Raw genomic sequence first — 25937 nt, forward strand, 5'->3', positions numbered from 1 at the left:
CGCTCCGGCTCCGCTCCGGCTCCGCTCCCCGCCGGGCTCAGCCCGGTCGCACCGGCTCGCGACGGCGGCCCTCGCGCGGCCCGGTGCACGCGGTCACGACACCGAGCGCGCCGACGAGCGCGATGACCGCCAGCGCGGGCCGGTAGCCGTCGGTGGTGCTCAGCACGGCGGCGACCAGCGGCAGCATCACCACGCTGCCGAGCTGGACACCCGTCTGATAGAGCGGCACGGCCACCGCGCGCAGGGCGGGTTCGACACTCGACGCCGCCTGCATGTTGAGCGCCGCGAAGGAGAACACGAAAGCGGCCCCGACCAGCGCCAGCACCGGCAGCAGCCCGGTGGCGTACGGGACCGGGTCCGGGCGCAGCAGGGCGAGGAGCTGTCCCGCGAGGGCGACCGCCGCCCCGGCGGTGATCAGCCGTCCCGTGCCGAACCGCTGGACCAGACGGCCGGCGAAGGGGACGGAGACGGCCAGCGGCACACAGGCGGGGAGCAGCGCGAGGGCGATCTGCCAGGGCCGCCAGCCGAGTTCGCCGCTCGCCCGGAAGGTGACCAGCAGCAGCAGGCCGATGTAGGTGCCGTTGAGCGAGGCGGCGCCCAGGGCCGAGCGCATCAGCGGGCCGTTGCGCAGCAGGGACGCGGGGAGCCGGGGCGGCGCCTGCCGCCCGGTGCGCGGGATGACCCGGATTCCCCAGACGAGCAGGATCAGGGCGACCGGTGCGGGGAACAGAAAGGTCCAGCGCCAGCTGTCGGTGACGAACCACCCGGAGAGCAGCAGCCCGAGCGTGAAGCCGGCCGCGCCGAAGAGGGAGTAGACCGACACCGCCCGGCGCTGCCTGGGGCCCTGGGGGAAGGTGGTGCCGATCAGGGCCAGGCCGGCGGGGGCGGTCAGCGCGGCGCACGCCCCCTTGACCACCCGGGACGCGATGAGGAGCGCGGTGTCATCGCTCACCCCGCCGACGACGGAGGCCGCGGCGAACACCAGCATCGCGGTGAGACAGAGGCGGCGCAGGCCCCAGCGGGCGGAGAGGACCGGCCCGAGCATCAGCATGGCGGCGAACCCGAGGGCGAAGCCGCTCATCAGCCACTGGACCGCCCACAGACCGAGCCCCAGATCGGCGCTGATCGCGGGCAGCGCCACCAGCACCACCGAGACCTCGACGGCGTCGAGAAGCATGTTCCCCGAGAGGACGAAGAGCAGGGCCCAGTGGCCGCGCCCGGCCCCGGTGACGGCCCCCCGCACGGCCGGCGCGTCACTCACCGGCCGGCGCCGTCGTCCCCGGCCCGGCTCCGGCGGCCTTCGCCAGGTGCGCCGGCAGCTCCTCGCTGATCAGTTCGATGTTCCTGACCACCAGATCGTCCGGCATTCCGGCGACGCTCGCCCAGAAGATGAGGTGCTCGACCGGGAGTCCCGCCGTCCGCTCGTGGATGCGCGCCGCGGCCTCCTCCGGGGTGAGGATCTCCAGGGTGCCCCACGATCCGTCGGCCGGCCGGTCGGGGAAGTCCCCGGGAGTGAGCAGCGGGGGCCTCGGGCGGTCGGTGCCCTCCACCGAGCCCTGCCGGTAGGTGTTCATCTGGTGCGCGAGATGGGGGGCGACGCGCGGCCAGGCGGCCTCGGGATCGTCCGCGAGGATCACCGGCAGCAGATCCGACACCCGGGCGATCGACGGATCGTGGCCGCCCTCGACCAGTCCGGCGCGGTAGTGCGGGAACATCTCGGGCGATATGTGCAGCAGACCGATGCCGAGCCTCCCCGCGATCCGCGCGCCGCGGGGCCCGTAGAACCCGCCCCACAGGGGCAGCGGGCGCTGCGCGGGCACGGGGCTGATACCGCCCTCCTCCCAGAGCCTGCGGACCTCCCGGATGTTCTCCTCGACCCGGGTGAAGCGGCGGCCGAAGTCGGCGTCGAAGAGCGCGTACTCCGGGACGCGGTACCCGGCGCCGAAGCCGATCTCCAGCCTGCCGCCGCTGATCAGATCGACGATCGCGGCCTCCTCGGCGAGCTGGGCGGGCTTGCGCAGATTGGGCAGCAGTACGGCGGTGCCGATCCGGACGTCACGCGTCCGGGCCGCCGCCGCGGCCGCGAAGGTCAGCGGCTGCGGCAGATAGCCGTCCTCGAAGAGGTGGTGCTCGGTGAACCAGATCCCGCCCGCGCCGCGCCGGTCCGCCTCTTCGCAGTACTCCAGCGAGCGGGCGTAGTGGTCGGTCCACGGCCGGTGCCACGCATCCGGATTGCGCAGGTCGAAGAGAAGTCCGACGTTCATGCTCTGGTCTCCGTCTCGTCTAGGAAGTGGTCAACGGGGTCTGCCGCGCCGGCTCCGCCGGGTCGCCGGCCGGGGCCCGGTGGGTGTCGAGTCCGCTGATGGCGCGCGCCAGACGGCGGCGGACCGCCGGGAACTCCAGGAGGTCGGCGAAGGTCTCCCGGAGCCCCTCCACCTCGGGCCCGCCGAGCAGCAGGAGGGACTGCGCCTGGATATGGGTGAGCGCGCGGGCCCCGACGGGGTGGCGCTCCTCGTGGTATCCGTCGAGCCGGGCGCCGTCCGCCCCGCCGGCGAGCCGTGCGGCGAGGTGCGAGCCGAGCGCGGCGGCGTCCTGGAGACCGAGGTTGAGCGCCTGTCCCCCGACCGGCATCTGGACATGGGCGGCGTCGCCCGCGAGCAGTACCCGGCCGCGGCGGTACCGCGTCACCTGGCGGAGGGTGTTGTCGAAGGCGTTGAGCCACAGCGGCACACCGCCCCCGATGTCCTCGCCCGTCACCCGCGCCCAGGCCGCGCGGACCTCGTCGAACCCGGGCGGTCCGGAGCGGTTCCCGGGAGCGGTGCCGAACACATGCACCATCACGCGGGTGCTGCCGTCCGGCCAGCGGTGCGCGGTGGCGAGCCCTTCGGGCAGGCGCTCGAACCGGCGGTCCGGGATGTCGATGCCGGCGACATCGGCCCGCAGCATCTCCCGGGTGGCCGCCGCTCCGGCGAAGTCGAAGCCGGCGAGCCGCCGCACGGTGGACCGCCAGCCGTCGCAGCCGACGGCGTGGAGGGCGGTCAGCCGCTCCACGGAGCCGTCGGCCGCGACGGTCTCGGCCCGCACATGGTCCCCGCGGTCCTCCAGCGCGACCAGCCGCCGGCCGCGCCGCACGGGGGTGCCGAGCGCGGTGGCCCGCTCGTGGAGGACCGCTTCGAGGCGGGTCTGGGGGCACTTCCACTGTCCGGCGTACGGATGGCCGGGGTCGGCCCCGGTCAGGTCGAGGCGGATGCCGCCGAAGTGTCCGGGACCGCCGTCCGGGAGTTCTCCGAGCCGGTCGAGAACGCCCCGCTCGGCGAGCACCTCCATGGTGCGGGCGTGGAGGGTGGAGGCCCGCGACTCCGTCATCGGCGCCGTGAGCTGTTCCACCACGACGGCGCGCACTCCCCGGGCGCGCAGATCCCCGGCGAGCAGGAGTCCCACCGGCCCGGCGCCGACGACGACCACCTCGGCGTCGACGGCCGGGCCGTCGGCGTCCCGGGCCCGGGACGGCGGTTCGGGCATCGGTCAGCGCCGCCCTTCCGCGTACCGCGTGGCGTGGGCGAGGGTGGCGCGGCTGTTGGTCCCGAGGGCGTTGCGGATGAAGTCCCGGGCCTCGGGGACGCCCGCGCCGGGGCCGAGGATGTCGGTGATCCGCTCGGGATTGATCACCACGGTGTGCTGCGACGAGGCGGTGGTGGAGCCGTCGGAGTCCTCCTCGAACTGCCAGTACCCGGTGTGCAGGGTCATCAGCGGCGGCAGCGTGGTCTGTTTGTAGGCGATCCGCCGGTGGGGGAAGCAGACCCGGACCGACTCCGTGGTGTGCGCGGCGCCGTCCTTGGTGAGCGTCTCCATCCGCAGCACCTGGAGTCCCGGCGCGTCCTCGGTGAGCTTCACCTCCCGGACGTGGGGGAGCCGCTCCGTCCACCGGTCGGCCTCGTTGACGAAGTCGTAGAGGTCCTCGGCGGAGCCGGCGACCCGGACGGAGTCGACGAAGGACAGGGTCAGCTCCTCGGTTCTGGTGGCCTGTTCGAGCCCGGCCTTGAGGGAGGGGAGTTCGGACCGGCTGTTCTCGTCGACGGCCCGGTCGATCCAGGCGAGCTTGTCGGGGTCGTCGTCCACGGCCCGGTAGGTGTGCAGCAGACGCAGCAGGGTCTCGTCCTCGCCGCGCGGCTCGATGACCCAGGTGCCGCTCATCGACGCCACCGGAGGGGCGGAGACCTCCTGCCGGAATTCGATTCTCAGCTCGCCGGGGTGGAGCCGGCGGATCGAGGTCCAGTTCTTGGCCTCGCCGTTGGCGGTGGCCCAGATCCGTATCCGCTCCTGGTCCACGTCGCGCTCCAGGACCTCGACATGGACGGACGGCGGGAACAGCCTGGGCCAGTTCTCCACTTCGGCGAGCAGCCGGTAGACCTCCCGGGCGTTCGCCCGGACGGTGATCTCGTGTTCGACCTCACGGCCGCTTTGGGGCGACACGGACTTCTCCTCACATCGTTGCGGTGGACCGGAACGGAACCGGGTGGGCCGGGGAGGGCCCGGGTGGGCCGGGGAGGGCCCGGGTGGGCCGGGGAGGGCCCGGGTGGGCCGGGGAGGGCCCGGGTCAGAAATTGCCGAGCCCTCCGCAGACATTGAGCGCCTGCGCGGTGATCGGGGCCGCGAGATCCGAGGCGAGATAGCCCACCAGCCCGGCGACCTCCTCCGGTGTGGAGTACCGGCCGAGGGGGATCTTGGCCTGGAACTTCTCCAGGATGGCGTCCTCGGTGCTGTCGTACGCCGCCGCGTAGCCCTGGCGGACGCGCTGTGCCATGGGCGTCTCGACATACCCGGGGCAGACGGCGTTGACGGTGACACCGGTCGGGGCCAGTTCATTGCCCAGGGCCTTGGTGAAGCCGACGACTCCGTGCTTGGAGGCCGAGTAGGGGGCGCCCAGCACCACCCCCTGTTTGCCCGCGGTGGAGGCGATGTTGATGATCCGCCCCCGGTCCTTCCGCCGCATGCCGCCGGCGTTGAGCACTTCCCGGGTCACCGTGAAGACACTGGTGAGATTGGTCGCGATGACGTCCTCCCACAGCTCGTCGGAGAGGTCGGCGGTCACCCCTCCCCCGCTGCGCCCCGCGTTGTTGACCAGGACGTCGATCGTCCCGAAACGGGTGACCGCGGCCCGGACCAGCGCGGTGACGTCGGCCGGCGACCGCACATCGGCGGCGGTGCCGTCCACATCGAGCCCCTCGGCCCGGAGCGTCTTGACCGTGGCGGCCACCGCGGCTCCGTCCCGGGCGCAGAGGAAGACGCGGTGCTGCCGCTCGGCGAGCAGCCGGGCGCTGGCGAGTCCGATACCGCTGGTCGCGCCGGTGACCAGGGCGACCCTGCGCGTGTTCTCCGTCATGGTCCTGCTCCTTCCCGGTTCAGACGGCCCGCGCGGCCGGCAGCTGGGTGTTGACGAGACCGACCAGCTCCCGGGGCGTGCGCGCCCGGCCGAAGGCCTCCTCGTCGAGGCTGATGCCGTACGTCCGCTCGATCCGGCCGGCGGTCTCCAGCAGCGCGAGGGACTCGTATCCGAGGTCGTCGAAGGGGATGTCGTTGATGTCGGCGGAGAGGTCGACGCCCTCGTCCGCGCCGGCGCCCTCCAGAAGGATGGTCCTGAGGTCACCGAGGGTGAATTCCGTGTCCGGCATGGTGTTTCCTTTCCTCACGGCTGAGCGGGACGGGCGGCGCGGACGACCATGGCGGAGTTGAATCCGCCCTGGCCGCGCGCGAGCACCAGGGCACTGCGCAGGGCGGCGGGGCGCGGGGCGCCGGTCACCAGGTCGATGTCGTGGCCGGCGGCGGGCGTGGTGCCCGTCGTCGGCGGGATGACGCCGTCGCGGATCGACAGGAACGCGGCGGCGAGGTCGAGGGGACCGGCTCCGGAGTAGAGGCGTCCGGTCATGGTCTTCGGTGCGGTGACCGGTACCCCGCGCGGTCCGAAGACCTTGGCGATCGCCTCGGACTCGATCCGGTCCAGCTCCGGGACCGCCGCGGCGTCCGCGAAGACAACATCGATGTCGCCGGGCTCGGCCGAGGCGTCCTCCAGGGCCCCTTCGATCGCGGTCTGGAGGGTCGGGCCCCGGCCGCCGCCCGGGCGGGGGTCCACGGTGGAGGCGTGACCGGCGATCTCGCCGTAGACGCGCGGGGCGTCGCGCCCGATGGCGTGTTCGGCGCTCTCCAGCACCAGCAGCGCGCCGCCCTCGCCGGGGACATGGCCCGCGGCCCGGTCGTCGAAGGGGAGATAGGCCCGTTCGGGATCGTCGGCGGTGCTGAGCCGGCCGCCGCTGAGCTGGGCGACCCAGCCCCAGGGGCAGATCGAGGCGTCGACCGCGCCGGAGATCACCATCCCGGTGCCCTTGCGGATCTGCCGGCGGGCCTGGGCGATGGCGTCGATGCCTCCGGCCTGGTCGCTGACGACCACGCTGCTCGGTCCGCGCAGGCCGCTGCGGATCGAGATCTGCCCGCTGTTCACCGCGTAGAACCAGGCGAAGGACTGGTACGCGCTGACGTACTGCCCGCCCTTGCTCCACAGCGCCCGCAGCTCGTTCTGGCCGAACTCGAAGCCGCCGGAGTGGCTCGCGGTGATGACACCGACGTCGTAGTCGGGCTCCCGGGCCGGGTCGACGCCCGCGTCCTCGAACGCCCAGTCCGCGCTGACCAGGGCGAGGCGGGTCATCCGGTCGGTCTGGGGCAGCAGCCGGCCGGGCAGATGGTCCTCCGCGGTGAATCCGGTGATCTCGCCGGCCAGCCGCGACGGGTAGGAGGAGGGGTCGAACCGGGTGATCCGGCCGATGGCACCGCGACCGGCGAGGGTCGCCGACCAGTGGGCCTCGATGCCCAGTCCCGTCGGCGCGGCCACACCGAGTCCGGTGACCCAGGTCCTGGTGGTCATCGCGGGCTCCGATCGGGGTTCGCCAGCACCACGGCGCTCTGGAAGCCGCCGAATCCGCTGCCCACCGAGAGAACCGCGTCGGTCCGGTGGTCGCGGGCGGTCAGCGGGACGTAGTCCAGGTCGCACTCCGGGTCGGGGGTGTGCAGATTCGCGGTCGGCGGGACGACGTCATGGGTCATCGCCAGCACGGAGGCCGCGATCTCGATCGACCCGATGGCGCCGAGCGAGTGTCCGACCATGGACTTGATGGAGCTGACCGGGGTCCGGTGGGCGTGGTCGCCGAGGCTCCTCTTGAACGCGGCGGTCTCGTGCCGGTCGTTCTGCTTGGTGCCGGAGCCATGGGCGTTGATGTAGTCGATGTCCTGCGGGTTGAGCCGGGCCTCGTCGAGCGCGACCCGGATGGCCTCGGCCATCTCCCGGCCGTCGGGGCGCAGACCGGTCATGTGGAAGGCGTTCGACCGGGTGGCGAAGCCGGCGATCTCGGCGTGGACGCGGGCGCCGCGCGCCCGGGCGCTCTCCAGGTCCTCCAGGACGAAGACGGCGGCGCCCTCGCCCATGACGAAGCCGTTGCGGCTGGCGTCGAAGGGCCGCGAGGCGTGCTCGGGATCGTCGTTGCGGGGGGTGGTCGCCCTGATGGCGTCGAAGCACGCCACGGTGATGGGGGAGATGGGCGCGTCGGTGGCGCCCGCGATCATCACATCGGCCGAGCCCTCGCGGATCAGGTCCGCCGCGTAGCCGACGGCGTCCAGCCCGGAGGTGCAGCCGGTGGAGACGACCGTGGCGGGCCCCTCGGCCCCCACCGCCCAGGCGACCTCGGTGGCGAAGGAGCTGGGGACCAGATAGTTGTAGAGATGCGGCACGGCGTAGGTGTGGTCGACCAGTTCCAGCCGTCCGCCGTCGCTGACGGTGCGGTACTCCTGGTCCAGGCCGGTGGTCGCGCCGACCGCGCTGCCGATCGTCACACCGGTGCGGTGCGGGACGAGCGCGTCGAACCCGAGCCCGCTGTCGGCGACCGCTTCCCGCGCGGTGACCACGGCGAACTGGGCGGCCCGGTCCATCCGACGGATCTCCTGGGGCGTCAGCCCGGACAGTTCGGCGTCGAAGTCGACCTCGGCGGCGATCTGCGAGCGGAAGGGCGCCGGGTCGAAGAAGGAGATGCGCCGCGTGGCGGTGCGTCCGTCGGTGAGCAGCTTCCAGAAGTTCTTGACCCCCTGTCCGCCCGGGGCGGTCACCCCCATGCCGGTGATCACGACCCGGCGGCCCTGCCCGGTGCTCATGACGCCTGCCAGTGGTAGAAGCGCTGCGCCATCGCGTCCGCCGGGGAGCGCCAGGTCGCGGGGTCGTAGGCCTCGATGTACGGCTTGAGGTCCTCGCTGACGCGGAGGAAGCGGGGGTCGGTCTTCGCCCCCTCGATCGCTCCGGCGCCGCTGTCCTCGTCGAAGTCCTGGAGGTGGAAGTAGAGGCCCCGGTAGCTGAAGAGCTCCCGGCGCCGGGTGCCCATCCGGCCGGGCATGTCGCTCCGGTCGAAGGCGTCGAACAGTCCGGCGACCCGGTCGGCGGAGGTGGGGGCCATACGGGCCACTATCAGCGTGCTGTACATCGTTCCCCTTCGTGTTCTCATGGCCGGCCGTCTCGGCGGGCCGGTCCGAACCAGCGGTTCAGGGCCATCGGGAGGTCGGCGTGGGTGCCGGGGGCGGCCCAGGCGACATGTCCGTCGGGGCGGATCAGCAGCGCCGCGGTTCCGGCGGGCACGCCGCTGTCCGGCAGGTGGTGCGGTTGCCCCGTCACCACGTCGATCCGGTCGGTCCATCCGTGCGCGCGCCGGCGCAGGGTGGCGTTGTCGTCGAGATCCAGGAGCACTCCCCGGGCGGGCCGGAGCAGTTCCGCGCTGCTGGTGCGCCTCCCGTCGCGGGTGAGCGCGAGGTCCGGCATGCGCGCGCCCAGCAGGGGGTGCTCGCCGCCGCCCATGTCGTAGCGGATGTCCAGGCCGCTGACGCGGGCGGCGAGATGCCGCTGGACCTCGGTCTGGTCGAGGAGTTCGGCGAGGACCTCGCGCACGGGGGCCGCGTCGGCGCCGCCGAGCATGAGCATGCTCTGGGCCCGGGTGTTCGCCAGCAGCCTGCGCCCGATCTCGTGCCGCTCCCCGTGGTAGCTGTCCAGCAGGTCCCGGGGGCCCGTGCCGCGTACCGCGGCGGCGAGCTTCCAGCCGAGGTTGACCGCGTCCTGGATGCTGGTGTTCATGCCCTGCCCGCCGGCGGGCAGATGGATGTGCGCGGCGTCGCCGGCCAGCAGCACCCGGCCGCGCCGGTACTCGGTTACCTGGCGCGCCGCGTCGCCGAAGGCGCTGACCCACACCGGCTCCGCGTGGGAGATGTCGATGCCGGTCAGACGCTTCCAGACATCGGCCACCTCGCTGAAGTCGGGCGGTCCGGTCCGCTTCTTCGGCGGCGCCCCGCGCTCGCCGACGATGATCCGGTGGATGTCCCCGGGCAGCCGGGCCACCATCACCATGCCGTCGCCGGTCTGTTCACCGGTCATGCGCGGCTGGAGCTCCACTCCCCTGATGTCGGCGAGGAAGAGTTCGGTGGAGGCGGGGGTGCCGGGGAAGTCGAAGCCCGCGGCCTTGCGCGTGGTGCTGCGCCCGCCGTCGCAGCCGACCAGATACCGGGCACGGAGTGCCCGGCCGGTACCGCCCACGAGGACATTGACCCCGTCCGCGTCCTCCGCGAATCCGGTGAACTCCTGTCCGCGCCGGATGTCGGCGCCGAGTTGTCGTGCCCAGCTCTCCAGGACGGCCTCGGTCGTCGACTGGGGTACGGTCCGGGCCGCGCCGTGGCCCGCGCCCAGCAGGCCGAGGTCGAGCGGAAGGCCGCCGAAGTGCCCCGCCGTGCTGGTCCGGATCTCACCGAAGCGGGGGAGCAGACCCCGCTGGTCGAAGACCTCCATCGTACGGATGGTGAACCCGATGCCGCGCGACTCCCCGGTGGGGCGGGGCAGTTGGTCGAGCACAATGACATCGACGCCCGCCAGGCGGAGTTCCCCCGCCAGCATGAGCCCCGCGGGCCCGGCACCGACGACAATGACTGAAGCGTCCATGGTGTTCTCCAGAAGAGGGCGGCGTCGGCGTGAGCGGCTCGCCCGGCCCGGCTGTGCGCCGCGGTCCGGTCGCGGGTGCCCGGTCACGCCTTTTCGATGTTGTGGGCGATCCGGGCGAGCACGTCGTTGGCGGCCAGGAACTCGGTCTCGGATATTCCCGTCAGTGACGCGGCGGCGTGGGCGTTCACCAGTGACTCGGCGCGGTCGTGTGCCGCGACACCGGACTCGGTGAGCGTGATGCCGTCGTCGGTGACCCTGACCCAGCCCCGGACATCGAACTCGTCGATGATCCACTGATAGGAGTCGACATCGTCGACCGCGAGAAAGGGGGCGAACGCGGCGTCGATGGCGGCGATGGTGTCCACATGGATTCTCAGTGCGTGGATCACCTGCCATCTCCGGCGGTCCAGCGCCTCTCCGGAGAGTGCCCGCGCAGTGGACTCGTCGAACAGCTGGTGCAGATGGAGAAGCCAGTAGCCGATGCGCTTCGTCGTGTTCTGCTGGAGCATGGAGAGCACCTGCCTCTGCACTGGGCGGTCACGGAGATCCCGGACTCCGGCGAATCCGGGGTCACGCGGAAGTAAGGGGCACAGGGGATGTCGGCCGATGGCTGGACGTACGGTCCCGGATTCCGGAGAGGGACGCGGTGGATTTCACCGACGAGGGTTACCGGCGGGAGGGAATCGGGTTGATGCATTCACGGGGAATGACCCGACAACATGACTCTGGCACGGGGTGCCGCGGAGATACAAGGGCGGCCGGGAGAACCTACGGTGCGGCCCCAGGGACGGCCCACGGGATTCCCGCTGAACTCGGGGGGCAATCAGCGGGAATCCCGTATCGGTCCGGTCTCTACATCGCGGCGGCGCTCAGGGCGGTGACCAGTTCCCGGCGACCCGATATGGCGAGCTTGCGGTAGACGTTGGAGAGGTGGAACTCGACGGTCCGAACCGTCAGGAAAAGCGTTTCCGCGATGCGCCGGTTGCTGTATCCGGCGCGGGCCAGCTGCGCCACCTTGGTCTCCTGACGGGTGAGCGTCTGGGTACTGCCGGGCAGGTCCAGCCGGTCCAGGGCCGCTTCCGCCCGGTCCGCCCAGAAGCCGTTGCGGCACTCGCGCGCCACCTCGCCGGCCGCCCGGAACCGGCTCCGGCCCCCGGTCGGGTCGTCGCGCTCGACCAGCAGGGCGCCCAGGTCGTGGAGCGCCTGCATCTGCTCGGTGCGGGCGGAGCCCAGATCGAGGAGCTGGACCGCCTCCTCCAGCAGCGCCACCGATGTCTCGTCCCGGCGGGCCAGCGCCACGGCGTGCAGCGCCGTCCCGAGAGCGCGGGGTGAGCACCACTTCCGCGCCGCGGCCAGTTCGTCCTCGGCCAGTACGAGGGCCAGATCGTAGCGGCGCGCGCCCAGCGCGCCGAAGGCCGCCTTCGAACGCCAGGGAATCACGGCGGGATTGCCGACATTCATCGAGGCCAGCATCCGTCCGCAGGCCGTGAAGTCGTCGATGGCACTGGGGAAGCGGCCGGTGGCCAGGTACAGCCCGCCCCGGGCGGCCAGCAGATGGGCCCGGTCGCGCGGACCCTCGTCCAGCTCGCCGGTCAGCTCGTGTTCGAGCAGCAGCTCATCGGCCGACTCGAACTCGCCGAGATGGACGAGTGCCTCGATCTGCCAGGCCACGACGAGGGAGACCGGTGCGGCCGACGCCGCCCGGGCGAGCAGGATTCCCAGGATCTCGGACGCGCGGTGCACATCGCCGGCGAAGAGGGAACTGCGGGCGCGCAGCAGCATGAGCAGATCGTGGTGGCGGGGCGAACGGGTCCAGCGGGGGTCGCGGGCGAGCCGCTCGCACTGCGCGTTCGTGACCGAGAGGTCACCGGTGTAGAGCGAGGCCAGGACCGCCAGCCAGGCGCACCGGGCGTTCATCCGGACCGCGTCGGAGGTGAGGGCCCGTGTCGCATCGTCGGTCACCGATCTGCGGCCCGCCGCCAGATGGGCCGGTTCGGTGGTGTGGGGCGCGGCACAGCTCTCGCGGACGCCGCCGTGCTGGCCGGCGTCGGCGGAACCGGCTCCCGGTAAGGAGCCGGTGGGGTCCTGTCCCGGCTCCGCCGGGTAGCGGTAGGTGGCGCCGGCCGCCGACGCCGAGTCCGTCATGTACCGCACGGATGACGATGCCTGACAGATGCAGCTCTGCCCGGATTCGTGCCTTCTGTAGTTTCCCGTCATTTTCATTTGGTTCTCTCCATGCCTGGTGTGGCGTCCCCCGCGCGCTGTGAACCTACCCTCGGCCTCAGCTGCTCGATCATCGATCAATGCGTTTTCCGATATGTCGCACCGAAGCCTGGATTCTGACCTCCGAGACACTTCGGCGCTGTCCGTCAACCGGTTTTTTTCGGTCCCGTTGAATCAGCGATCGAGCCAGCACCGCTGAAAAGGGAATCCCATCGCCCGTGGCGAATGCGGGGAAACACGGAAGGGCGCCGAACGCCGAGTGGGTGTCTGTTGCATGTTGCACCACTCGGGCGTTCGGCGCCCTTTGAAGGTCATGGCCGGGAATACGCGTGCCCGGCCGGAATCAGTTCTCGCTCGGGCGGCCGGCGTTCACCAGGCGACCGGGAGGCTCCTCACCCCGAACACCAGCGCGTCGGTGCGGTATTCGAGCTGCTCGAACGGGACCGCGAGCCGCAGCGCGGGGAATCTGCGCAACAGCGCCGGCAGCACCGTCCGCAGTTCGAGGCGGGCGAGCTGCTGGCCCAGGCACTGGTGCGGACCGTACCCGAACGCCAGATGCCGGACCGGCCTGCGCCGGACATCGAGGTCGTGCGGCGCGCCCGGGGCGACGTCCGCGCCGTGGTTGGCCATCAGTCCCGAGATGATCACCCGCTCGCCCGCGCGGATCTCCTGGCCGTTCAGCGTCAGATCGCAGCTCGCCTGACGGACCAGCGGCGGCGCCACCGAGAGCAGCCGGAGCAGCTCCTCGACGGCGTTGGCGGCCACGGACTCCTCGTCGCGCACCAGGGCGAGCTGGTCGGGATGGCGCAGCAGGGTCAGCACACTCATCCCGATCGTCGAGGTGAGGGTCTCGTGCCCGGCCACGAGGATGTCGTTCCCCATGCCGACGAGTTCGTCGTCGGTGAGTTCGGCGCCGTGCCGGCGGACCAGGTCGCCGAGGATGTTGTCACCGGGCTCGCGCCGGTGTGCCGCGATCAGCCTCCCCATGTACTCGGTCATCGCGCCGAAGTTCTCCTGCTGCACCGCGAGGGTCGTCCCGACGCTGGTGGCGATGGAGCTGCGTGCCCGGATGCCCTCGTGGTCCTCCTCCGGGGCACCGAGCAGCTCACAGATCACCATCAGGGGCACGGGACCGGCGAACGTCTCGATCAGGTCCGCTCCCGGTCCCTCCCGCTCCACCGCGTCCAGGTGCGTCTCGACGATGCGCTCGATCGCCCCGGCCATGGCCCGGACACGTCGGACGGTGAACGCTCCCGCGTGCATGCGCCGGTAGCGGGTGTGCTCCTCGCCGTCGTAGTTGAGCAGGGTGCCGGGCTGGGTCATCATCGTCCGCGGTCCGGTCAGGTCCCGTTCGAAGGCGAATCCGGCCTCGTAGCGGATGTCGGACAGCACGGTGCGGGAGTCCTCGGCCCGGGCGACCAGGACCGCTTCGAACGCGCCGAGCTGGGCGCTGGGCACCCGTACCCGGTGCAGCTTCTCGTCCTGGTGCTGTCGCACCAGATCGGCGTCGGGGCGGTAGGGGCATCCGGCCGCGCGCCGGTTGTGCGGCATGCTGTTGTCCTGTGTCATGTGGCCTCCCTCTCGGCAGCGGTCCTCGGCTCGTCCCGGGCGCGCCGGGTCAGCGCGCGCCGTTCTCATGGAGCCGGATGGCGGCGGCGGGGCAGAGGTCCGCGGCCTCCCGCACCCCCTCGTGCTCCCCGGCCGGCGGCCGGTGGTCGAGCAGCACCACGACGCCGTCGTCGTCGCTCTGGTCGAACACCTCCGGGGCGACCGTCACACACTGCCCGGAGCCGATGCAGTCGTCCCGCTCCACGCTGACCGCCAGATACGGGCCGCTCATCGCAGCGCCCGCATGACCGGTGCGAACGATTCCATCTCGTGCTCCAGCACGGTGTAGTAGTTGAGACCCAGGCTCGCGCGCCGCCGGCGCAGCCGCTCCGCGCACTCCTCGGGGGTGCCGATGAGGATCGACGGCAGCTCGGCCAGCTCCTCCATGCCGAGGCCCAGATCGTTCTGCCAGACGTCCTTGACACCCCCGGCGGTACCGGGGGGCAGCACCCGGTGGATGGCCATGTTGAGGTCCACCTCGCCGGCCCGGTCTCCGAGCAGCTTCCGCACGAAACCGATCCGGTCCGTGACCTCGGCGAGACCGGCGAGCTTGAGTCCGTCGCCGTCGCGCACCGGGGCCGTCCCGGTGAACGCGACGATGTCGGCGTGGTGCGCGGCCAGCCCCAGCACCCGGTCGCCCCGGCCGGCGATCAGGAGCGGGGGCGCCGAGGGTCCGGCGTACCGGGCGTAGTGCTCCCGTTCGGCGGCGGGTTTCCTGAACTCCCGGACGATCGTCTCCAGATGTGACACCCGCTCGCCCGCGGGCGTCCACGGCAGGCCCGCCGCGTCGAACTGTGCCCGGTCGTACCCCGCGCCGAGACCGAGTTCGACCCGGCCGCCCGAGTACCGGTCCACGGTGGCGATGTCCCGCGCCAGCACCGCGGGGGTGTAGAACGACGTGTTGAGGACGAGGGTGCCGATCCGCACCCGCTCGGTGGCCTCGGCGGCGAGCAGGAGCGTCGGGATCGGTGCGGGCATGCCGAGATGGTCGGAGACGGACACGGCGTCGTAGCCGAGGTCCTCGGCCGCCCGGACCTTGGCGACCCACTCGGCCCGGGTGGTGGGGGTGTGGATGCCGACACCGAACCGGAACGGCCGCTCTGCCACGGAACTCACGCGTGATACCTCCATCGGGGAGACTGCTGGGGCGCCGGCCGGGGGCCGGAGCGGCCGGGCGGTCCATCCGGCCCGGACCGCCGGTTCCGCCGCGGTCAGCCGAGCAGGGTCCCACCGGTGGCGTCGACGAACGCACCCGTGATCCAGCGGGCCTCGTCCGTGGCCAGGAAGGTGATGACATCGGCGACGTCGACCGCCTCGCCGACCCGTTTGAACGCCGACACCTGTGCCATCTGCTCGACCGCCTCGGGGATGTCGAACAGAGCGCTGCCGTTGTTGGTGATGCCGGGCGCCACACTGTTGACGGTGATGTTCCGCGCGGCCAGATGGCGGGCGAAGTGCAGGGTGATCTGCTCGATCGCGCCCTTGGTCATCGCGTACGCGATCTGCTCCGGGTTGGCGACCCGGGTCAGCCCGGAGGAGATGTTGACGATCCGGCCGCCGTCGGACATCAGCCCGATCGCCCGCTGGACGATGAAGAACGGGGCCTTCGCGTTCACCGCGAAGAGGTGGTCGAAGTCCTCGGGCGTGACGCTCTCCGGCGGCGCGCCCGCCGGGGTGGTGACACCGGCGTTGTTGACCAGGATGTCCAGCGCCGTCGCCCCGGTCCGCTCCTTGAGGCCCCGCTCCAGCCCGAGGAACAGCTCGTGCACATCGCCCGGCACCCCCAGTTCGGCGCGGACGGTGAACCCCCGGCCACCGTCCTTCTCGATCAGCGCCAGGGTCTCCCGCGCGGCCTCGTCATTGGTCGCGTAGTGCACGGCGACCAGGGCACCCTCCCCGGCGAGCCGCAGCGCGCTCGCGCGCCCTATGCCCCGGCTGGCCCCGGTGACCAGTGCGGTCCTGTTGGTCAACCTGCCCATGTGGTCGCTCTCCTCTGATCGTGTGATTGGCGCGTGTGGCGCACGCGGTGGAGCCGCGTGCCCCGGGTTCAGTTCTTCCAGCCCTGGTCCCAGGGAATGACCCAGAAAAGGTCGAGCTTGATATGGGAGAAGAGCCATCGGCCGTTCTCCCTGACATAGCTGTCGGTGAATTTCCCGGCCACCATGGCGCTCTCGGTGTCGAAGACCACCTTCTCCTCGAAGAAGGAGACACCGGTGGCCTCGTCACCCGATATCCGGACCTCGTGCCCGTGGCCGAACTGGGTGATCATGACCTGGGCCGCCGGGCTGTTCTCCTCGATCATCCGGGTCAGACCCGTGAAGTACCGCTGAATCTCCTCGCGGCCCGACGCCTGCCCGAGATGCGCGTAGTCCAGTCGGGCGTGCTCGCTGAACAGCTCCCCGACCCGGGAGAACGCGCCGTCGTTGACATGGCGGGGAAGGCTGTGGCGCAGGTCGTGGAGTTCACGGACGGCCTCCAGGCGTTCCACGCGTTCGGTGAGTCGCTTCATCTCTTCGAGCGGAACCAGGTCATCCGGCATCGCGGCAGCACCTTTCGTTCTTTCTGCGCGGCAGAGGGTTCGTGGAATTCCGGGGAGGGGCGGGCGGCCGGTGAATGCGGCGCAACCGGTTCTGTTCATCGGACCGTTCGACCTTCGCACGGGCGATCGGACAGGAACAAGGTTCGACGGCAGACCCTGAGGGGGACCCGTAGGTTCCCCCGTCACGGGCCCGCGGGACGGCGCCGCGCGATCGCGGACCCGGCCTGCGAGAATGATGCGTACGCATGCAATGAGGAGGTACGGATTATGGCGAGGACAGGCTCCGGTGGGGTGTCCCGGCAGTTCAGGATCGGGGTCTGGAGGTCGTTCATGGAGGTGCACAACGAGGTGCTGCGCGAGATCGAGCGGGAGATCGCCGAGCGTCACCGGCTGTCGCTGAGCGAATTCGACGCACTGGTGAACATCCCCCTCGACGGCACCCGGCTGAAGGACCTCAAGGAGCGGATCGTGCTGACGCAGAGCGCGGTCAGCCGGATGTGCGACCGCCTGGCGGCACGCGGGCTGATCACCCGCACCCCCCTGGAGGAGGACCAGCGCGGGGCCACCATCCAGCTCACCGAGGAGGGCCGGAAGATGCTCCGGGCCGCGGTGCGCACCAATGCCGAGGTGGTGGAGGCGATGTTCGCGGGCCGGCTCTCACCGGGGGAGCTGCTGGCCCTGGACGCCACCCTGGACCGGCTGAAGAGCGCCGGACCCTCGTCGGAGGACGCCGCCACGGCGTGACCCGGATCACCCGACCCGGCCCCCCGGGGCCGGGAATGGAGTCCGCACAGGTGCGGTTAGGATGAATGCGCAAGCAACAAAAAGCCTGCGACTGACTCTCCAGCAACGGCCGTCACCGCGGCCCGACCCCAAGGAACCGCAGCAATGAGCAGCAACAGCTACCTCACCAACCGCCTCACCCCGGAGAACACCGGCATCCTGCTGGTCGACCACCAGACCGGCCTCCTCATGGGCGTGCAGGACCACGACCAGAACGAGGTCCGCCGCAACGCGCAGGCCCTGGCCCGTACCGCGAAGGTCTTCGGCCTCCCCCTCGTGGCCACCACCTCCGCCCCGCAGGGCCCCAACGGCCCGCTCCTTCCCGAGCTGGTCGCCGAGCTGCCCGCCGGCTCCCCCCTCATCCACCGCAGCGGCGAGGTGGACGCCTTCGACGACCCGCGCTTCGACGAGGCCGTGCGCGCCATGAACCGCCCCAACCTGGTGATCGCCGGTGTCATCACCGATGTCTGCCTGATGTTCGCCTCCCTCTCGGCCCTCGGCCGCGGCTACGAGGTGCACTCCGTCACCGACGCCTCGGGCACCACGAACAAGCTGGCCCGGGAGACCTCCCTGCTGCGCCTCCAGAACGCGGGCGCCACCCTCAACAGCACCGTCGGTGTCATCTCCGAGCTGCTGCGCGACTGGAAGAACCCCGGTGGCCCCGGCACCGCCGACATCTTCAGCAACCTGGCGATGCCCTTCTACGGAGCCGTGACGGCGAGCCACGCCTCCGCGAGCGGCAACAACGGCTGACCCGCCCCTCCCCCGGTGCCCTCCCGCCCCTCCCGGGCCGGAGGGCACCGGGCTGCGCGGAAAGAAGCGGAAAGAAGCGGAAAGAGTCAGAAAGGGGCGGAGAGAGGGCGGGGAGGAGCGGGGGCGGTCAGCCGGTGGGCCGCAGCAGGAGCAGCGCCGTGTCGTCCCCGCCGCCCCCTCCCCCGGCCCCCGGCGGACCGGTCAGGGCGTCGGCGACGGCCTCCAGGGAGCCGGTGGCGGCGGCGAGCCGGCGGGCCAGGGCCGCGAGGGCGTCGTCGATATCGGTCCCGGGCGCCTCGATCAGACCGTCGGTGTAGAGGGCGAGCACCGCCCCCGGGCGCAGCGGCACCGTGGTGGTGGGGAAGCGGGCCGCCGCGTCGACACCGAGCAGCGGGCCGCCGGCGATGTCCAGCACATGGACGGTGCCGTCCGGGTCGCGCAGCAGCGGCTGCGGATGGCCCGCCCGGGCCATCCGGGCGCGCTGGGCCCGCAGATCCAGGTGGAGATAGGCGCAGGAGGCCAGAAGATCCTGGTCGAGGTCGATCAGGAGCCGGTTGGTGGACTCCATGACCCGGCCGGGCTGCTGGCCGACCGCGGTGTAGGCGCGCACGGCCGTGCGGACCTGGCCCATGAGCCCCGCGGCGGTGACATTGTGGCCCTGGACGTCGCCGATGACGGCGGCGGCGGTACGGCCGGTGGGGATCAGGTCGTAGAAGTCGCCGCCGATGTCCATGCCCTGGGTTCCCGGCCGGTAGCGGGCGGCGACCTCCAGGCCGTCGAGCGCGGGCAGCGAGTGCGGCAGCAGGGCGGACTGGAGACCCTGGGCGAGCCGGTGCTTGGTGTCGTACAGCCGGGCCCGCTCCAGGGCCTGGGCGATCAGCCCGCCGAGGCCGGTGAGCACGGCCCGTTCGTCGGTGGAGAAGCGGTGCTCCTCGGAGAAGCCGAGGACACAGGTGCCGACCGGCCGGCCGGAGGCGATCAGCGGGAGATAGGCCCAGGCCGCCATGCCGTCGGGGGTGGTGAACCGCTCGGGGTAGACCCGCTCCAGCTGCTCCCGGGACTCGAAGAACGACGGCACCCCGGTGACCAGGGACTGGGCGCCCGGGATCGGCGCGGTCAGCGGTGTCCCGTCCCAGCGCTCGACCGTCTCGGGGTCCGGGTAGCCCCGGTGGCCCAGGACCCTGAGCCGGCCGCTCTCGGCGGCCAGGATCACCAGGGCGCTGCCGCCGAGGGAGGGCATGATCTCGTCGGCGACCAGGCCGATCACATCGGAGACGCTCACGGCCTCGGTCAGCGCGATCGCCAGATTGGCGATGTGGGAGATGGTGACGAGCCGGTGCGGGTGCCCGGACGGCGTCTGTCCGGGAGTGTCGCCCACTCCCGCCCGGGCGGGGGTGATGTGGACGCTCACCCCGTCGCGGCCGGGGTGCAGCCGGAAGGTGAGCCAGTCGCGCGGTGGCCGCAGTGCCGTGAAGGCGGTGGTGTGCTGGCTCAGCATCGCGGCGCGGTAGCGGTCCTCGTACACCGGGTCGTTGAGCCACGGCAGCGCGGTCCACAGCTGGCTGCCGGTCAGCCGGGAGACCGTGATGCCGAGGAGTTCGCCGGTGGCGGGGTTGGCGTAGACGACGCGGCCGTTGACATCCAGACCGCACATGCCGTCCGGCATCCGGTTGAGCATCTGGATGGCCTCGATGGCGCCGACACCGGTGGCCATGGCCCGGGAGCCGAGGAAGTGGGTCTCGGGGACGACGGGCCGGCCGCGCTCGGCGGCGCGCCGCAGCCTCAGCGCCAGCCGGTCGCAGGCAGTGGTGATCAGGGCGCACTCGGCGTCGGACAGCTCGGGCGGGTGGGAGGCGGGCCAGGTGACGTACAGGGCGCCGTAGGCGGTGCCGTCGCTGAGGAGGGGGGCGGCGGCGAGACAGTACGGGTACGGCAGGACGACGGCGATCCGGGGGTAGCGGCGGGCCATGTCCTCCTCGCCGGAGATCCAGACCACCCGCTGTTCGCGCACCGCCTCGGCGACCGGGATGGGGGCCGTGAGGGCGATCCGCTCCCAGGGGGCGGAGAAGGAGCGGGGCAGCCCGGCCTTGACGGCCATGTCGAGCGTCCCGCCGCTGTCGCCCCGGCTGAGCAGGTAGAGAGCGCCGGAGTGGGCGTGGACATCCTCCATCAGCCCCGCCAGGGCGAGCGACAGCAGCGGCTGGGAATCCCCGGTCCCCTCGGGGGACCCGCTTCCGCGGCCCGACGCTGCGGCCCCGGAGGCACGCGGCCCGGTCACCCTGACCACCTCCTCCGCACCACTCATCACCAAGGCTGCCGGGTGATGCGGTTTCCCGCACGGCGAGGGCGCGCCGCGCCGGGGGCGGCCGGGAGGGGGCCGCCGTCCCGGCCGGGCCCACCGCGACGGGCCCCCGGGGCGGTGCCCCGGGATCACCCGGGCAGACGGACGAGCACGCCGCACGGACACCGGCGGCCCCGGCGGCGACCGGCGCGCCCGACCCCGGACGCCCCGGCTCCGCCCCTCCGGACCACCCGACGCGGCCCGACCGCACCGCGCGAGCCGGACCACCGGGCCCGCCGAGCGCCCGACGGGCCCGGCGCGCACCCCCGCGCCCGCGAGCCGGCGTCGCGGTGATCGCCGCGGCGGCCCTGCTCCATCCGCCCGTGTCACCGCGGACCGGAGGACGGATCGACGGCTCATGGCCCACCCCCCCTCCCGGCCCGGCGCTCAGGAGACCGGGGCACGGCGACCGGACGGTCCGGGCGCGGGAGGCGCCGGGGCCGGCCCGGGCGGCTCGACGGACCGGACGGCGGCCCCGGCCCCCTTCCCGGACGGGGTGGCGGTCCCCCGCCGCGCGTCCGGCTCGGGCGGTGTGCCGGTGGCGTCCCCTGCCGCCGGCATCACGATCCGGGCACGCTCCGTCACCCCCGAGACCGTGACCGAGAGGGTCACCTCCCCCGCCCGCAGCGCCGTCAGCAGGCCCGTCGCGGGGTCGAAGGCGGCCGTGTGGCGCGGGCGGGCGGTGCCCGCCGGACCGATGTGGAGCCGGGGGGAGCCCGTCCAGTCGACGCTCACGGGGTGGGCGGCCGGTACCTCGCGGGTGCCCTGGCCGACCGTCGCCGCCACCTCCGCGACGCTGCCCGGGGGGAGCCGCCCGGGGGCCCTCAGAGTGAGCCGGTCGGTGTGGGCGCGGGTCTGCGCGGAGATCCAGTCGGGGCGCGCGGTCCACGGCCGGAGACGGGCCGCGAGCCGCTCCGCGTGGCCGACGGGGTCGACCCCGACCAGCGACCAGCCGGTGAACCCGCCCTCGCCGGCCGGGCCCGCGGGCGATTTCCCGGAGTTGCCGTTGATCAGATACGGCACCCCGTCGACGTGCTCCGCGTGGAAGACACCCGCATGGGAGCCGATCAGACCCGCGCCCTTGCCGGTGGCGCGGCGGAACCCGGCCAGCCACCGTTCGAGCAGCGCGGCCTCCTTGCGGTCGCCGAGCCGGCTGCCCTGCTGCGGCGTCGGATCGCGCGGCGGCACATGCTGCACGACCAGCACGGAGCCGATCCCCGGGTCGCGGGCCGCCGCGTCCAGCTGCGCCCGCAGAGCGGTGATCTGCTCGAATCCGCCGCCGCGCAGGGTCAGCCGGGAGGTGTCCAGGGTCAGGAAGCGGGTGCCCCGGTGGTCGAAGACCCGGTGCGCGGGTCCGAACTCGGCGATGAAGTCGTCGATCCGGCCGCCCATGACCTCGTGGTTCCCCGGGACATAGATCCAGGGCAGGCCGGTGCCCAGCTCCTCGGTGAGGACCCGGCGGGCGAACGCCAGATCCGCCGGTGCGCCCTCGTCGACCAGATCGCCGTTGACCAGGAGGAAGTCGGGTCGGGCCGCCCTGATCTCGCGCAGGGTGCGCCGGGCCTGCCGGACGATGGCGCTGTCGGGGTCGCGGGCGACGAACTGCGCGTCCGACATCACCGCGAACCGCCACTCCCGGTCCGCCGTCACGGCGGCGGAGCCGATCAGCGGATCGGGGGCGCGCGGCTGCGGGGGCAGCTCCACCTCCGGCGGCAGCTGCGCGGTGAGTCCGTCGATGACCACCCGGCCGGTGTACTGCCGGGCCGCCGCGGTCTCGGCGAGGTAGAAGCGGCGCACCGACAGCGGGGTGGCGGCCCCCTGGGGCACGGTGAAGGTCACCCGCCGCCAGCCCGTCCAGGTGAGGTACGGGCCGCGCAGCAGCTGATCCGAGCCGGCCGCGTCCCTGAGGTGGAGGGTGGGCCAGGCGCCGTTCCCGTCGCCGTCGATCCACAGGGTGAGGGAGCGGGGCTGTCCGGGCAGGGCGATCGGCCGGGGCGGGGTGGCGTAGGCGGCACGGGTGGCGGTGGAGCGGGTGAAGTCGTAGGCCAGCGCCAGGCCCGTGCCGCTGTGGCCGGCCGGGGTGGCGGCGACCGAGCCGGCCGCGCGCGCGTGGCTGAAGGTCCACTCGGCGGCGTCGTCGAAGCCGGCGGCGGGCCGTTCGGTGAGGCCGGTGGTCACGGCGAGGGAGGTGGTGACGCCCCGGACCGTCGCGGTGACCCGGCCGGCGCCGGAGCCGGTGCGGGCGGTGACGGCGAAGGAACCGGCGCCGTCGTCCCGGATGTCGAAGAGCTCCCGGTCGTGGACGAGACGGACATCGGCGGGTTCGACGGGGGCGCTGTTGCCCTGGGCGTCGAACCCGAGGATGCCGAAGCCGCCCGTCGCGCCGGTGTCCGCGAGCCCGAGGCGGCGGGTGGTGGGTTCGATGCGGGTGAGGTCGTCCAGGACCGTCAGCCCGATGGAGCCGTGGGCGCGGGCGCGTTCGGCCCGTACGGTCGCCGAGCCGCTGTGGCGGGCGTGGAAGACCCCCCGGGCGTCGACCCGGCCCACGGCGGGCCGCAGCGAACGCCAGTGGGGCGCACCGGCGGCGGGTCCGTAGGTCTCGTCGTGTCCTGCGGCGGTGAGCGCGCGGGTCAGCCCGGGGAAGACCCGTTCGGGGTGGCCGCCCCGGACCGGGTCGGCGGTCGGTGCGGCGACGGCGGGGGTGCGGGTGGTGACGTGGTAGCCGCGCAGTCGTCCGGAGCCGTCGGGGGCGGTGAGCGCGAGCCCGTTGGGTACGGTGCGCTCGCTGCCGTCGGAGGGGCTGTTCTCCACCTGGAGGGTGTCGCTGCCCGGTGTGCGGGCGAGGAGGGTGGAGGAGCCGCCGCCGTCGAGGTTGAGGGCGCTGTGGGAGCCGGCCCGCCGCATCATGAGCCCCAGTTCGGTGAGGGTGACCCCGCCGCTGTCGGCCTGCCGTCCGTCGACGGTGAGGATCTGCATGGCGCTGCCGTCGCGGGAGAAGCCGACGGCGGTGCGGGGGGCCGCGGTGTTGTTGCCCTGGCCTTCGTGGTTCTGCGGTACGCCGTCCACCACCAGCAGCTCCCGGCCGCCGACGGCGGTGTGCGGTACGGCTCCGCCGTCGGTGCGCGGCCGGTACTCCAGGGCCACCGGGTCCCCGGGGCGCAGCGCGGCGAGCACCGCAGCCCCGGCCTCCCGGCCGATCAGCGCGGTGGTGCCGGCCTCGACCGGGCCGGTGCCGGGGCGCGCGGCGACGGAGACGACGCGTCCGTCCCGTACCAGCGCTTCGGCGACCGGGGCGGCCGTGTCCACGGTCAGGGCGCGGTCGGCGGCGCCCCAGGCGGGGGTGTAGACGCCGATGCCCCCGGCGGGGACGTTGGCCGCGTTGAAGGCGGCCAGGGGGTGGTCGCCGGACGGGAGGGTGAGGGTGCCGTCGAAGTAGAGCTGGAGGACCCGGCCCGCTCCCCGGGGGCCGATGCCGACGGCGCGGTGGGCGCCGGGCGCGGGCGAGTGGGTCGGCTCGCCGTCCCTGATGCCGGGGCCGAGCGGTGCGCCCGTCTGGTTGATGTCGAAGAAGTCGGCGTTGACGGCGGCGACGGTACGGCGGCCGGGGCCGGGGTCGTACCGGGCGGCGAGGGCGGAGACGGTGTCCCGCTCGGCGACCCGTCCGGTGGAGAGATATCCGGCCGCCACGCCCGTGCCGGCGAGGTCGACGGAGAGGGAGTCGACCCGCAGCCACTTGTCGGATGCGAGCCGGTCCCAGGAGGTCAGCTCGATGCCCGGGGCGACCGGGCGCGAGGTGCGGGCCGTCTCGATGCCGTCGCCGTCGGCGACGGCGCGCGCGGCGGAGTCCGCCGGCGCGCTCGCGGGCGGCGGTGCGACGGGCCGCAGCACGTCCGCGGCGTTCCCCGGCCGCGCGTCGGGGCCCGGGTCCGCCGCGGCCGGCGCGACGGCTCCGGCGGCCAGCGCGGCGGCGGTCACGAGGGGGATGAGGGTGCGTCGGATGCTGCCTGGTCCGCTCCGGCCCACAACGTCTCCTGTGTCATGGCTGGTTGAGCACGGGGAAAGCGCTGTCAGCGACAGCATCCCGGGGCTCGCCCGGCCGCGCCAGAGGGGCGGGGGCAGTTCCCGGCCGCCGGGCGGTCAGGGGCCGGGCCGGCTCCCGGCGGCGGTGTCGTCGCGCTCGGGGTGGCGGGCGCGCAGCAGCACCGGGAGCACGTACCAGCAGAGCGCGAACCAGCAGACCATGCCGGCGACCAGCCAGAGCGCGGACGAGTCGTGGAGCACCACCCGCAGGATGAGGAGGAGCGCGGACGCCATGGTGCAGAGGAGCAACAGCAGTCCGGCGACCGTGAGGCGGGAGGCCCAGACGACGGTCTGGGGTTTGAGCCGCCGGCCGGTGAGGAGCCGGTGGAAGGAGACCGGGCCGATGAGGGCGCCGGTCGCCGCGGCACCGAGCATGACGGTGGCCAGATAGATGTCCCGGTCGGTCTCGGACAGGGTGGTGAAGCGGGGCTGGAACACCACGGTGAGCAGGAATCCGAAGAGGATCTGCACCCCCGTCTGGGCCACCCGCAATTCCTGGAGGAGATCGGTCCAGCGCCGGTCGGCCCGTTCCTCCGGGGTCTCCTCACGGCCGTGCCGGGGAATTCCACCGCTGCTGCTCACCACCGGCGCACCTCGCAGTGTGGGGGACGGGTACGGTCTCCTGTCGCAGCCTAGGCGGCATCCTTCATGATTTCTCGGCGCAACCGGTCGCAGGAATTGCTGATCAGCCGTGACACATGCATCTGGGAGATTCCGAGATCCTCGGCGATCCGGCTCTGGGTCATATCGCGGAAGAACCTCATGTAGAGGATGCGCCGTTCCCGTTCGGGGAGTTTGCGGAGCCGGGGTTTGACCGCCTCCCGGTCGATGACGACATCGAGGGCGGGGTCGGGGCCGCCCAGGGCGTCGACCATGGTGTGGCCGTGGTCGCCGCCGGCGATCTCGGCGTCCAGGGAGAGGGCGCTGAAGGACCCGATGGCCTCCAGGCCCGCTCTGGTCTCGTCGAGGGTCAGCCCGGCCTTCCGGGCGATCTCGGCCTCGGTCGGCGCGCGCCCGGACAGGGTCTGGGCCAGTTCGCGGCGGGCCAACCGGACCCGGTTGCGCTGGTCCTGGACGCGGCGCGGCACGTGCAGGACCCACATGTGGTCCCGGAAGTGCCGTTTGACCTCGCCGGTGATGGTGGGCACGGCGAAGCTGACGAAGGCGCTGCCGTGTTCGGGGTCGTAGCGGTCGACGGCCTTGACCAGGCCCAGGGCGGCCACCTGGCAGAGGTCCTCCAGGGTCTCGCCGCGGTTCCTGAAGCGGCCGGCGAGCCGCTCCGCCATGGGCAGCCAGGCGTTCACCAGCTCCTGGCGCAGGGCCTCGCGCTCGGGCCCGTCCGGCAGGGCGGCCAGTTCGGCGAAGGCGGCCCGGGTGTCGGGGGCGTCGTCGTGGGGATGCCCGGTCCTCGCGCCGCGTGGGTCCCTGGGGACATCCCCGTGGACGTCCCCTGTGGTGTCTGCGGTGCTCGCGGTGTCTGCGGTGCTCGTCTGTGAGCGCATGGTGCGCGCCACTCCCTCAGCCGTGCGGACGGAATCCTTGCGACCGCGGGGGAAAGGGCCGGGTGAATTCACCCGCGCATCCGGTTCAGCCGGTGA

The 25937-nt window shown here is 72.8% G+C and carries 23 protein-coding genes; 2 read left to right on the plus strand and 21 right to left on the minus strand.

Going from position 1 to position 25937, the window contains the following annotated elements; all coding sequences use genetic code 11:
* Positions 1-37: 37 nt before the first annotated feature.
* The 17 genes from ABT122_RS08825 to ABT122_RS08905 form a co-directional block, all read right to left on the minus strand.
* On the minus strand, positions 38-1261 hold the full coding sequence (locus ABT122_RS08825) for an MFS transporter (RefSeq protein WP_351547535.1): 1224 nt from the start codon (positions 1259-1261) through the stop codon (positions 38-40).
* Entirely contained in the window at positions 1254-2264 is a 1011-nt protein-coding gene (locus tag ABT122_RS08830; protein ID WP_351547537.1) for an LLM class flavin-dependent oxidoreductase, read from the minus strand. Before ABT122_RS08830 ends, ABT122_RS08825 begins: the two co-directional genes overlap by 8 nt.
* Positions 2265-2283: 19 nt before the next feature.
* Complete coding sequence (locus ABT122_RS08835; RefSeq protein ID WP_351547539.1) at positions 2284-3522, minus strand: FAD-dependent monooxygenase; 1239 nt, start codon at positions 3520-3522, stop codon at positions 2284-2286.
* 3 nt (positions 3523-3525) lie between these two features.
* On the minus strand, positions 3526-4473 hold the full coding sequence (locus ABT122_RS08840; protein WP_351547542.1) for an aromatase/cyclase: 948 nt from the start codon (positions 4471-4473) through the stop codon (positions 3526-3528).
* A gap of 124 nt (positions 4474-4597) precedes the next feature.
* A complete protein-coding gene (gene fabG / locus ABT122_RS08845) occupies positions 4598-5383 on the minus strand; it encodes a 3-oxoacyl-ACP reductase FabG (RefSeq protein WP_351547545.1) in 786 nt (261 codons plus the stop codon).
* Positions 5384-5402: 19 nt separating this feature from the next.
* Positions 5403-5672 (minus strand): acyl carrier protein, encoded by a 270-nt coding sequence (locus ABT122_RS08850; RefSeq protein WP_351547548.1) that lies wholly within the window; start codon positions 5670-5672, stop codon positions 5403-5405.
* Positions 5673-5686: 14 nt separating this feature from the next.
* Positions 5687-6916 carry a ketosynthase chain-length factor gene (locus ABT122_RS08855; RefSeq protein WP_351547551.1) on the minus strand — a complete coding sequence of 410 codons (1230 nt, stop codon included), beginning with the start codon at positions 6914-6916 and terminating at the stop codon, positions 5687-5689.
* Complete coding sequence (locus tag ABT122_RS08860; RefSeq protein WP_351547553.1) at positions 6913-8193, minus strand: beta-ketoacyl-[acyl-carrier-protein] synthase family protein; 1281 nt, start codon at positions 8191-8193, stop codon at positions 6913-6915. Before ABT122_RS08860 ends, ABT122_RS08855 begins: the two co-directional genes overlap by 4 nt.
* Positions 8190-8516 carry a TcmI family type II polyketide cyclase gene (locus ABT122_RS08865; protein WP_351547556.1) on the minus strand — a complete coding sequence of 109 codons (327 nt, stop codon included), beginning with the start codon at positions 8514-8516 and terminating at the stop codon, positions 8190-8192. Before ABT122_RS08865 ends, ABT122_RS08860 begins: the two co-directional genes overlap by 4 nt.
* Positions 8517-8533: 17 nt before the next feature.
* Positions 8534-10012 (minus strand): FAD-dependent monooxygenase, encoded by a 1479-nt coding sequence (locus ABT122_RS08870; RefSeq protein ID WP_351547559.1) that lies wholly within the window; start codon positions 10010-10012, stop codon positions 8534-8536.
* Positions 10013-10095: 83 nt separating this feature from the next.
* A complete protein-coding gene (locus ABT122_RS08875) occupies positions 10096-10521 on the minus strand; it encodes a winged helix DNA-binding protein (protein WP_351547562.1) in 426 nt (141 codons plus the stop codon).
* Positions 10522-10864: 343 nt separating this feature from the next.
* Positions 10865-12157: a LuxR C-terminal-related transcriptional regulator gene (locus ABT122_RS08880; protein ID WP_351547565.1), complete on the minus strand. Its 1293-nt coding sequence runs from the start codon at positions 12155-12157 to the stop codon at positions 10865-10867.
* A gap of 447 nt (positions 12158-12604) precedes the next feature.
* Positions 12605-13804 carry a cytochrome P450 gene (locus tag ABT122_RS08885; RefSeq protein WP_351547568.1) on the minus strand — a complete coding sequence of 400 codons (1200 nt, stop codon included), beginning with the start codon at positions 13802-13804 and terminating at the stop codon, positions 12605-12607.
* Between the two features lie 49 nt (positions 13805-13853).
* Positions 13854-14075: a ferredoxin gene (locus ABT122_RS08890; protein ID WP_451068074.1), complete on the minus strand. Its 222-nt coding sequence runs from the start codon at positions 14073-14075 to the stop codon at positions 13854-13856.
* Positions 14072-14959: a TIGR03621 family F420-dependent LLM class oxidoreductase gene (locus ABT122_RS08895; protein ID WP_351547570.1), complete on the minus strand. Its 888-nt coding sequence runs from the start codon at positions 14957-14959 to the stop codon at positions 14072-14074. Before ABT122_RS08895 ends, ABT122_RS08890 begins: the two co-directional genes overlap by 4 nt.
* 95 nt (positions 14960-15054) lie before the next feature.
* Entirely contained in the window at positions 15055-15822 is a 768-nt protein-coding gene (locus tag ABT122_RS08900; protein WP_451068075.1) for an SDR family oxidoreductase, read from the minus strand.
* A 68-nt stretch (positions 15823-15890) separates the two neighbouring features.
* On the minus strand, positions 15891-16382 hold the full coding sequence (locus ABT122_RS08905) for a nuclear transport factor 2 family protein (protein WP_351547573.1): 492 nt from the start codon (positions 16380-16382) through the stop codon (positions 15891-15893).
* Positions 16383-16649: 267 nt separating this feature from the next.
* On the opposite strand from ABT122_RS08905, the gene ABT122_RS08910 reads away from it, so the two are divergent.
* Entirely contained in the window at positions 16650-17126 is a 477-nt protein-coding gene (locus tag ABT122_RS08910) for a MarR family winged helix-turn-helix transcriptional regulator (RefSeq protein ID WP_351547576.1), read from the plus strand.
* A gap of 144 nt (positions 17127-17270) precedes the next feature.
* Entirely contained in the window at positions 17271-17918 is a 648-nt protein-coding gene (locus tag ABT122_RS08915; protein WP_351547578.1) for an isochorismatase family protein, read from the plus strand.
* Between the two features lie 127 nt (positions 17919-18045).
* Here ABT122_RS08915 and ABT122_RS08920 read toward each other — a convergent pair whose 3' ends face one another.
* The 4 genes from ABT122_RS08920 to ABT122_RS08935 all read right to left on the minus strand — a co-directional run bounded on the left by ABT122_RS08920 (position 18046) and on the right by ABT122_RS08935 (position 25841).
* Entirely contained in the window at positions 18046-20223 is a 2178-nt protein-coding gene (locus tag ABT122_RS08920; RefSeq protein ID WP_451068077.1) for a SpoIIE family protein phosphatase, read from the minus strand.
* A 423-nt stretch (positions 20224-20646) separates the two neighbouring features.
* Positions 20647-24234: a phosphodiester glycosidase family protein gene (locus tag ABT122_RS08925; RefSeq protein ID WP_351547581.1), complete on the minus strand. Its 3588-nt coding sequence runs from the start codon at positions 24232-24234 to the stop codon at positions 20647-20649.
* Between the two features lie 162 nt (positions 24235-24396).
* The gene (locus ABT122_RS08930; RefSeq protein ID WP_351547584.1) at positions 24397-24921 is read right to left on the minus strand and encodes a DUF6328 family protein; all 525 of its coding nucleotides are present in this window, start codon (positions 24919-24921) and stop codon (positions 24397-24399) included.
* 50 nt (positions 24922-24971) lie between these two features.
* A complete protein-coding gene (locus ABT122_RS08935) occupies positions 24972-25841 on the minus strand; it encodes a SigB/SigF/SigG family RNA polymerase sigma factor (protein ID WP_351547587.1) in 870 nt (289 codons plus the stop codon).
* Between the last annotated feature and the right edge of the window lie 96 nt (positions 25842-25937).

It is taken from the genome of Streptomyces sp. NPDC001985 (assembly GCF_040296845.1).
Lineage (GTDB): Bacteria > Actinomycetota > Actinomycetes > Streptomycetales > Streptomycetaceae > Streptomyces.

Coding starts and splice junctions, on each gene's coding strand:
- ABT122_RS08870 (WP_351547559.1), bottom strand. CDS start 10,012: ATGGACGCTTCAGTCATTGTCGTCGGTGCCGGGCCCGCGGGGCTCATG.
- ABT122_RS08915 (WP_351547578.1), top strand. CDS start 17,271: ATGAGCAGCAACAGCTACCTCACCAACCGCCTCACCCCGGAGAACACC.
- ABT122_RS08890 (WP_451068074.1), bottom strand. CDS start 14,075: ATGAGCGGCCCGTATCTGGCGGTCAGCGTGGAGCGGGACGACTGCATC.
- ABT122_RS08860 (WP_351547553.1), bottom strand. CDS start 8,193: ATGAGCACCGGGCAGGGCCGCCGGGTCGTGATCACCGGCATGGGGGTG.
- ABT122_RS08900 (WP_451068075.1), bottom strand. CDS start 15,822: ATGGGCAGGTTGACCAACAGGACCGCACTGGTCACCGGGGCCAGCCGG.
- ABT122_RS08850 (WP_351547548.1), bottom strand. CDS start 5,672: ATGCCGGACACGGAATTCACCCTCGGTGACCTCAGGACCATCCTTCTG.
- ABT122_RS08855 (WP_351547551.1), bottom strand. CDS start 6,916: ATGACCACCAGGACCTGGGTCACCGGACTCGGTGTGGCCGCGCCGACG.
- ABT122_RS08935 (WP_351547587.1), bottom strand. CDS start 25,841: ATGCGCTCACAGACGAGCACCGCAGACACCGCGAGCACCGCAGACACC.
- ABT122_RS08920 (WP_451068077.1), bottom strand. CDS start 20,223: ATGAGTGGTGCGGAGGAGGTGGTCAGGGTGACCGGGCCGCGTGCCTCC.
- ABT122_RS08865 (WP_351547556.1), bottom strand. CDS start 8,516: ATGTACAGCACGCTGATAGTGGCCCGTATGGCCCCCACCTCCGCCGAC.
- ABT122_RS08910 (WP_351547576.1), top strand. CDS start 16,650: ATGGCGAGGACAGGCTCCGGTGGGGTGTCCCGGCAGTTCAGGATCGGG.
- ABT122_RS08885 (WP_351547568.1), bottom strand. CDS start 13,804: ATGACACAGGACAACAGCATGCCGCACAACCGGCGCGCGGCCGGATGC.
- ABT122_RS08835 (WP_351547539.1), bottom strand. CDS start 3,522: ATGCCCGAACCGCCGTCCCGGGCCCGGGACGCCGACGGCCCGGCCGTC.
- fabG (WP_351547545.1), bottom strand. CDS start 5,383: ATGACGGAGAACACGCGCAGGGTCGCCCTGGTCACCGGCGCGACCAGC.
- ABT122_RS08880 (WP_351547565.1), bottom strand. CDS start 12,157: ATGACGGACTCGGCGTCGGCGGCCGGCGCCACCTACCGCTACCCGGCG.
- ABT122_RS08830 (WP_351547537.1), bottom strand. CDS start 2,264: ATGAACGTCGGACTTCTCTTCGACCTGCGCAATCCGGATGCGTGGCAC.
- ABT122_RS08905 (WP_351547573.1), bottom strand. CDS start 16,382: ATGCCGGATGACCTGGTTCCGCTCGAAGAGATGAAGCGACTCACCGAA.
- ABT122_RS08875 (WP_351547562.1), bottom strand. CDS start 10,521: ATGCTCCAGCAGAACACGACGAAGCGCATCGGCTACTGGCTTCTCCAT.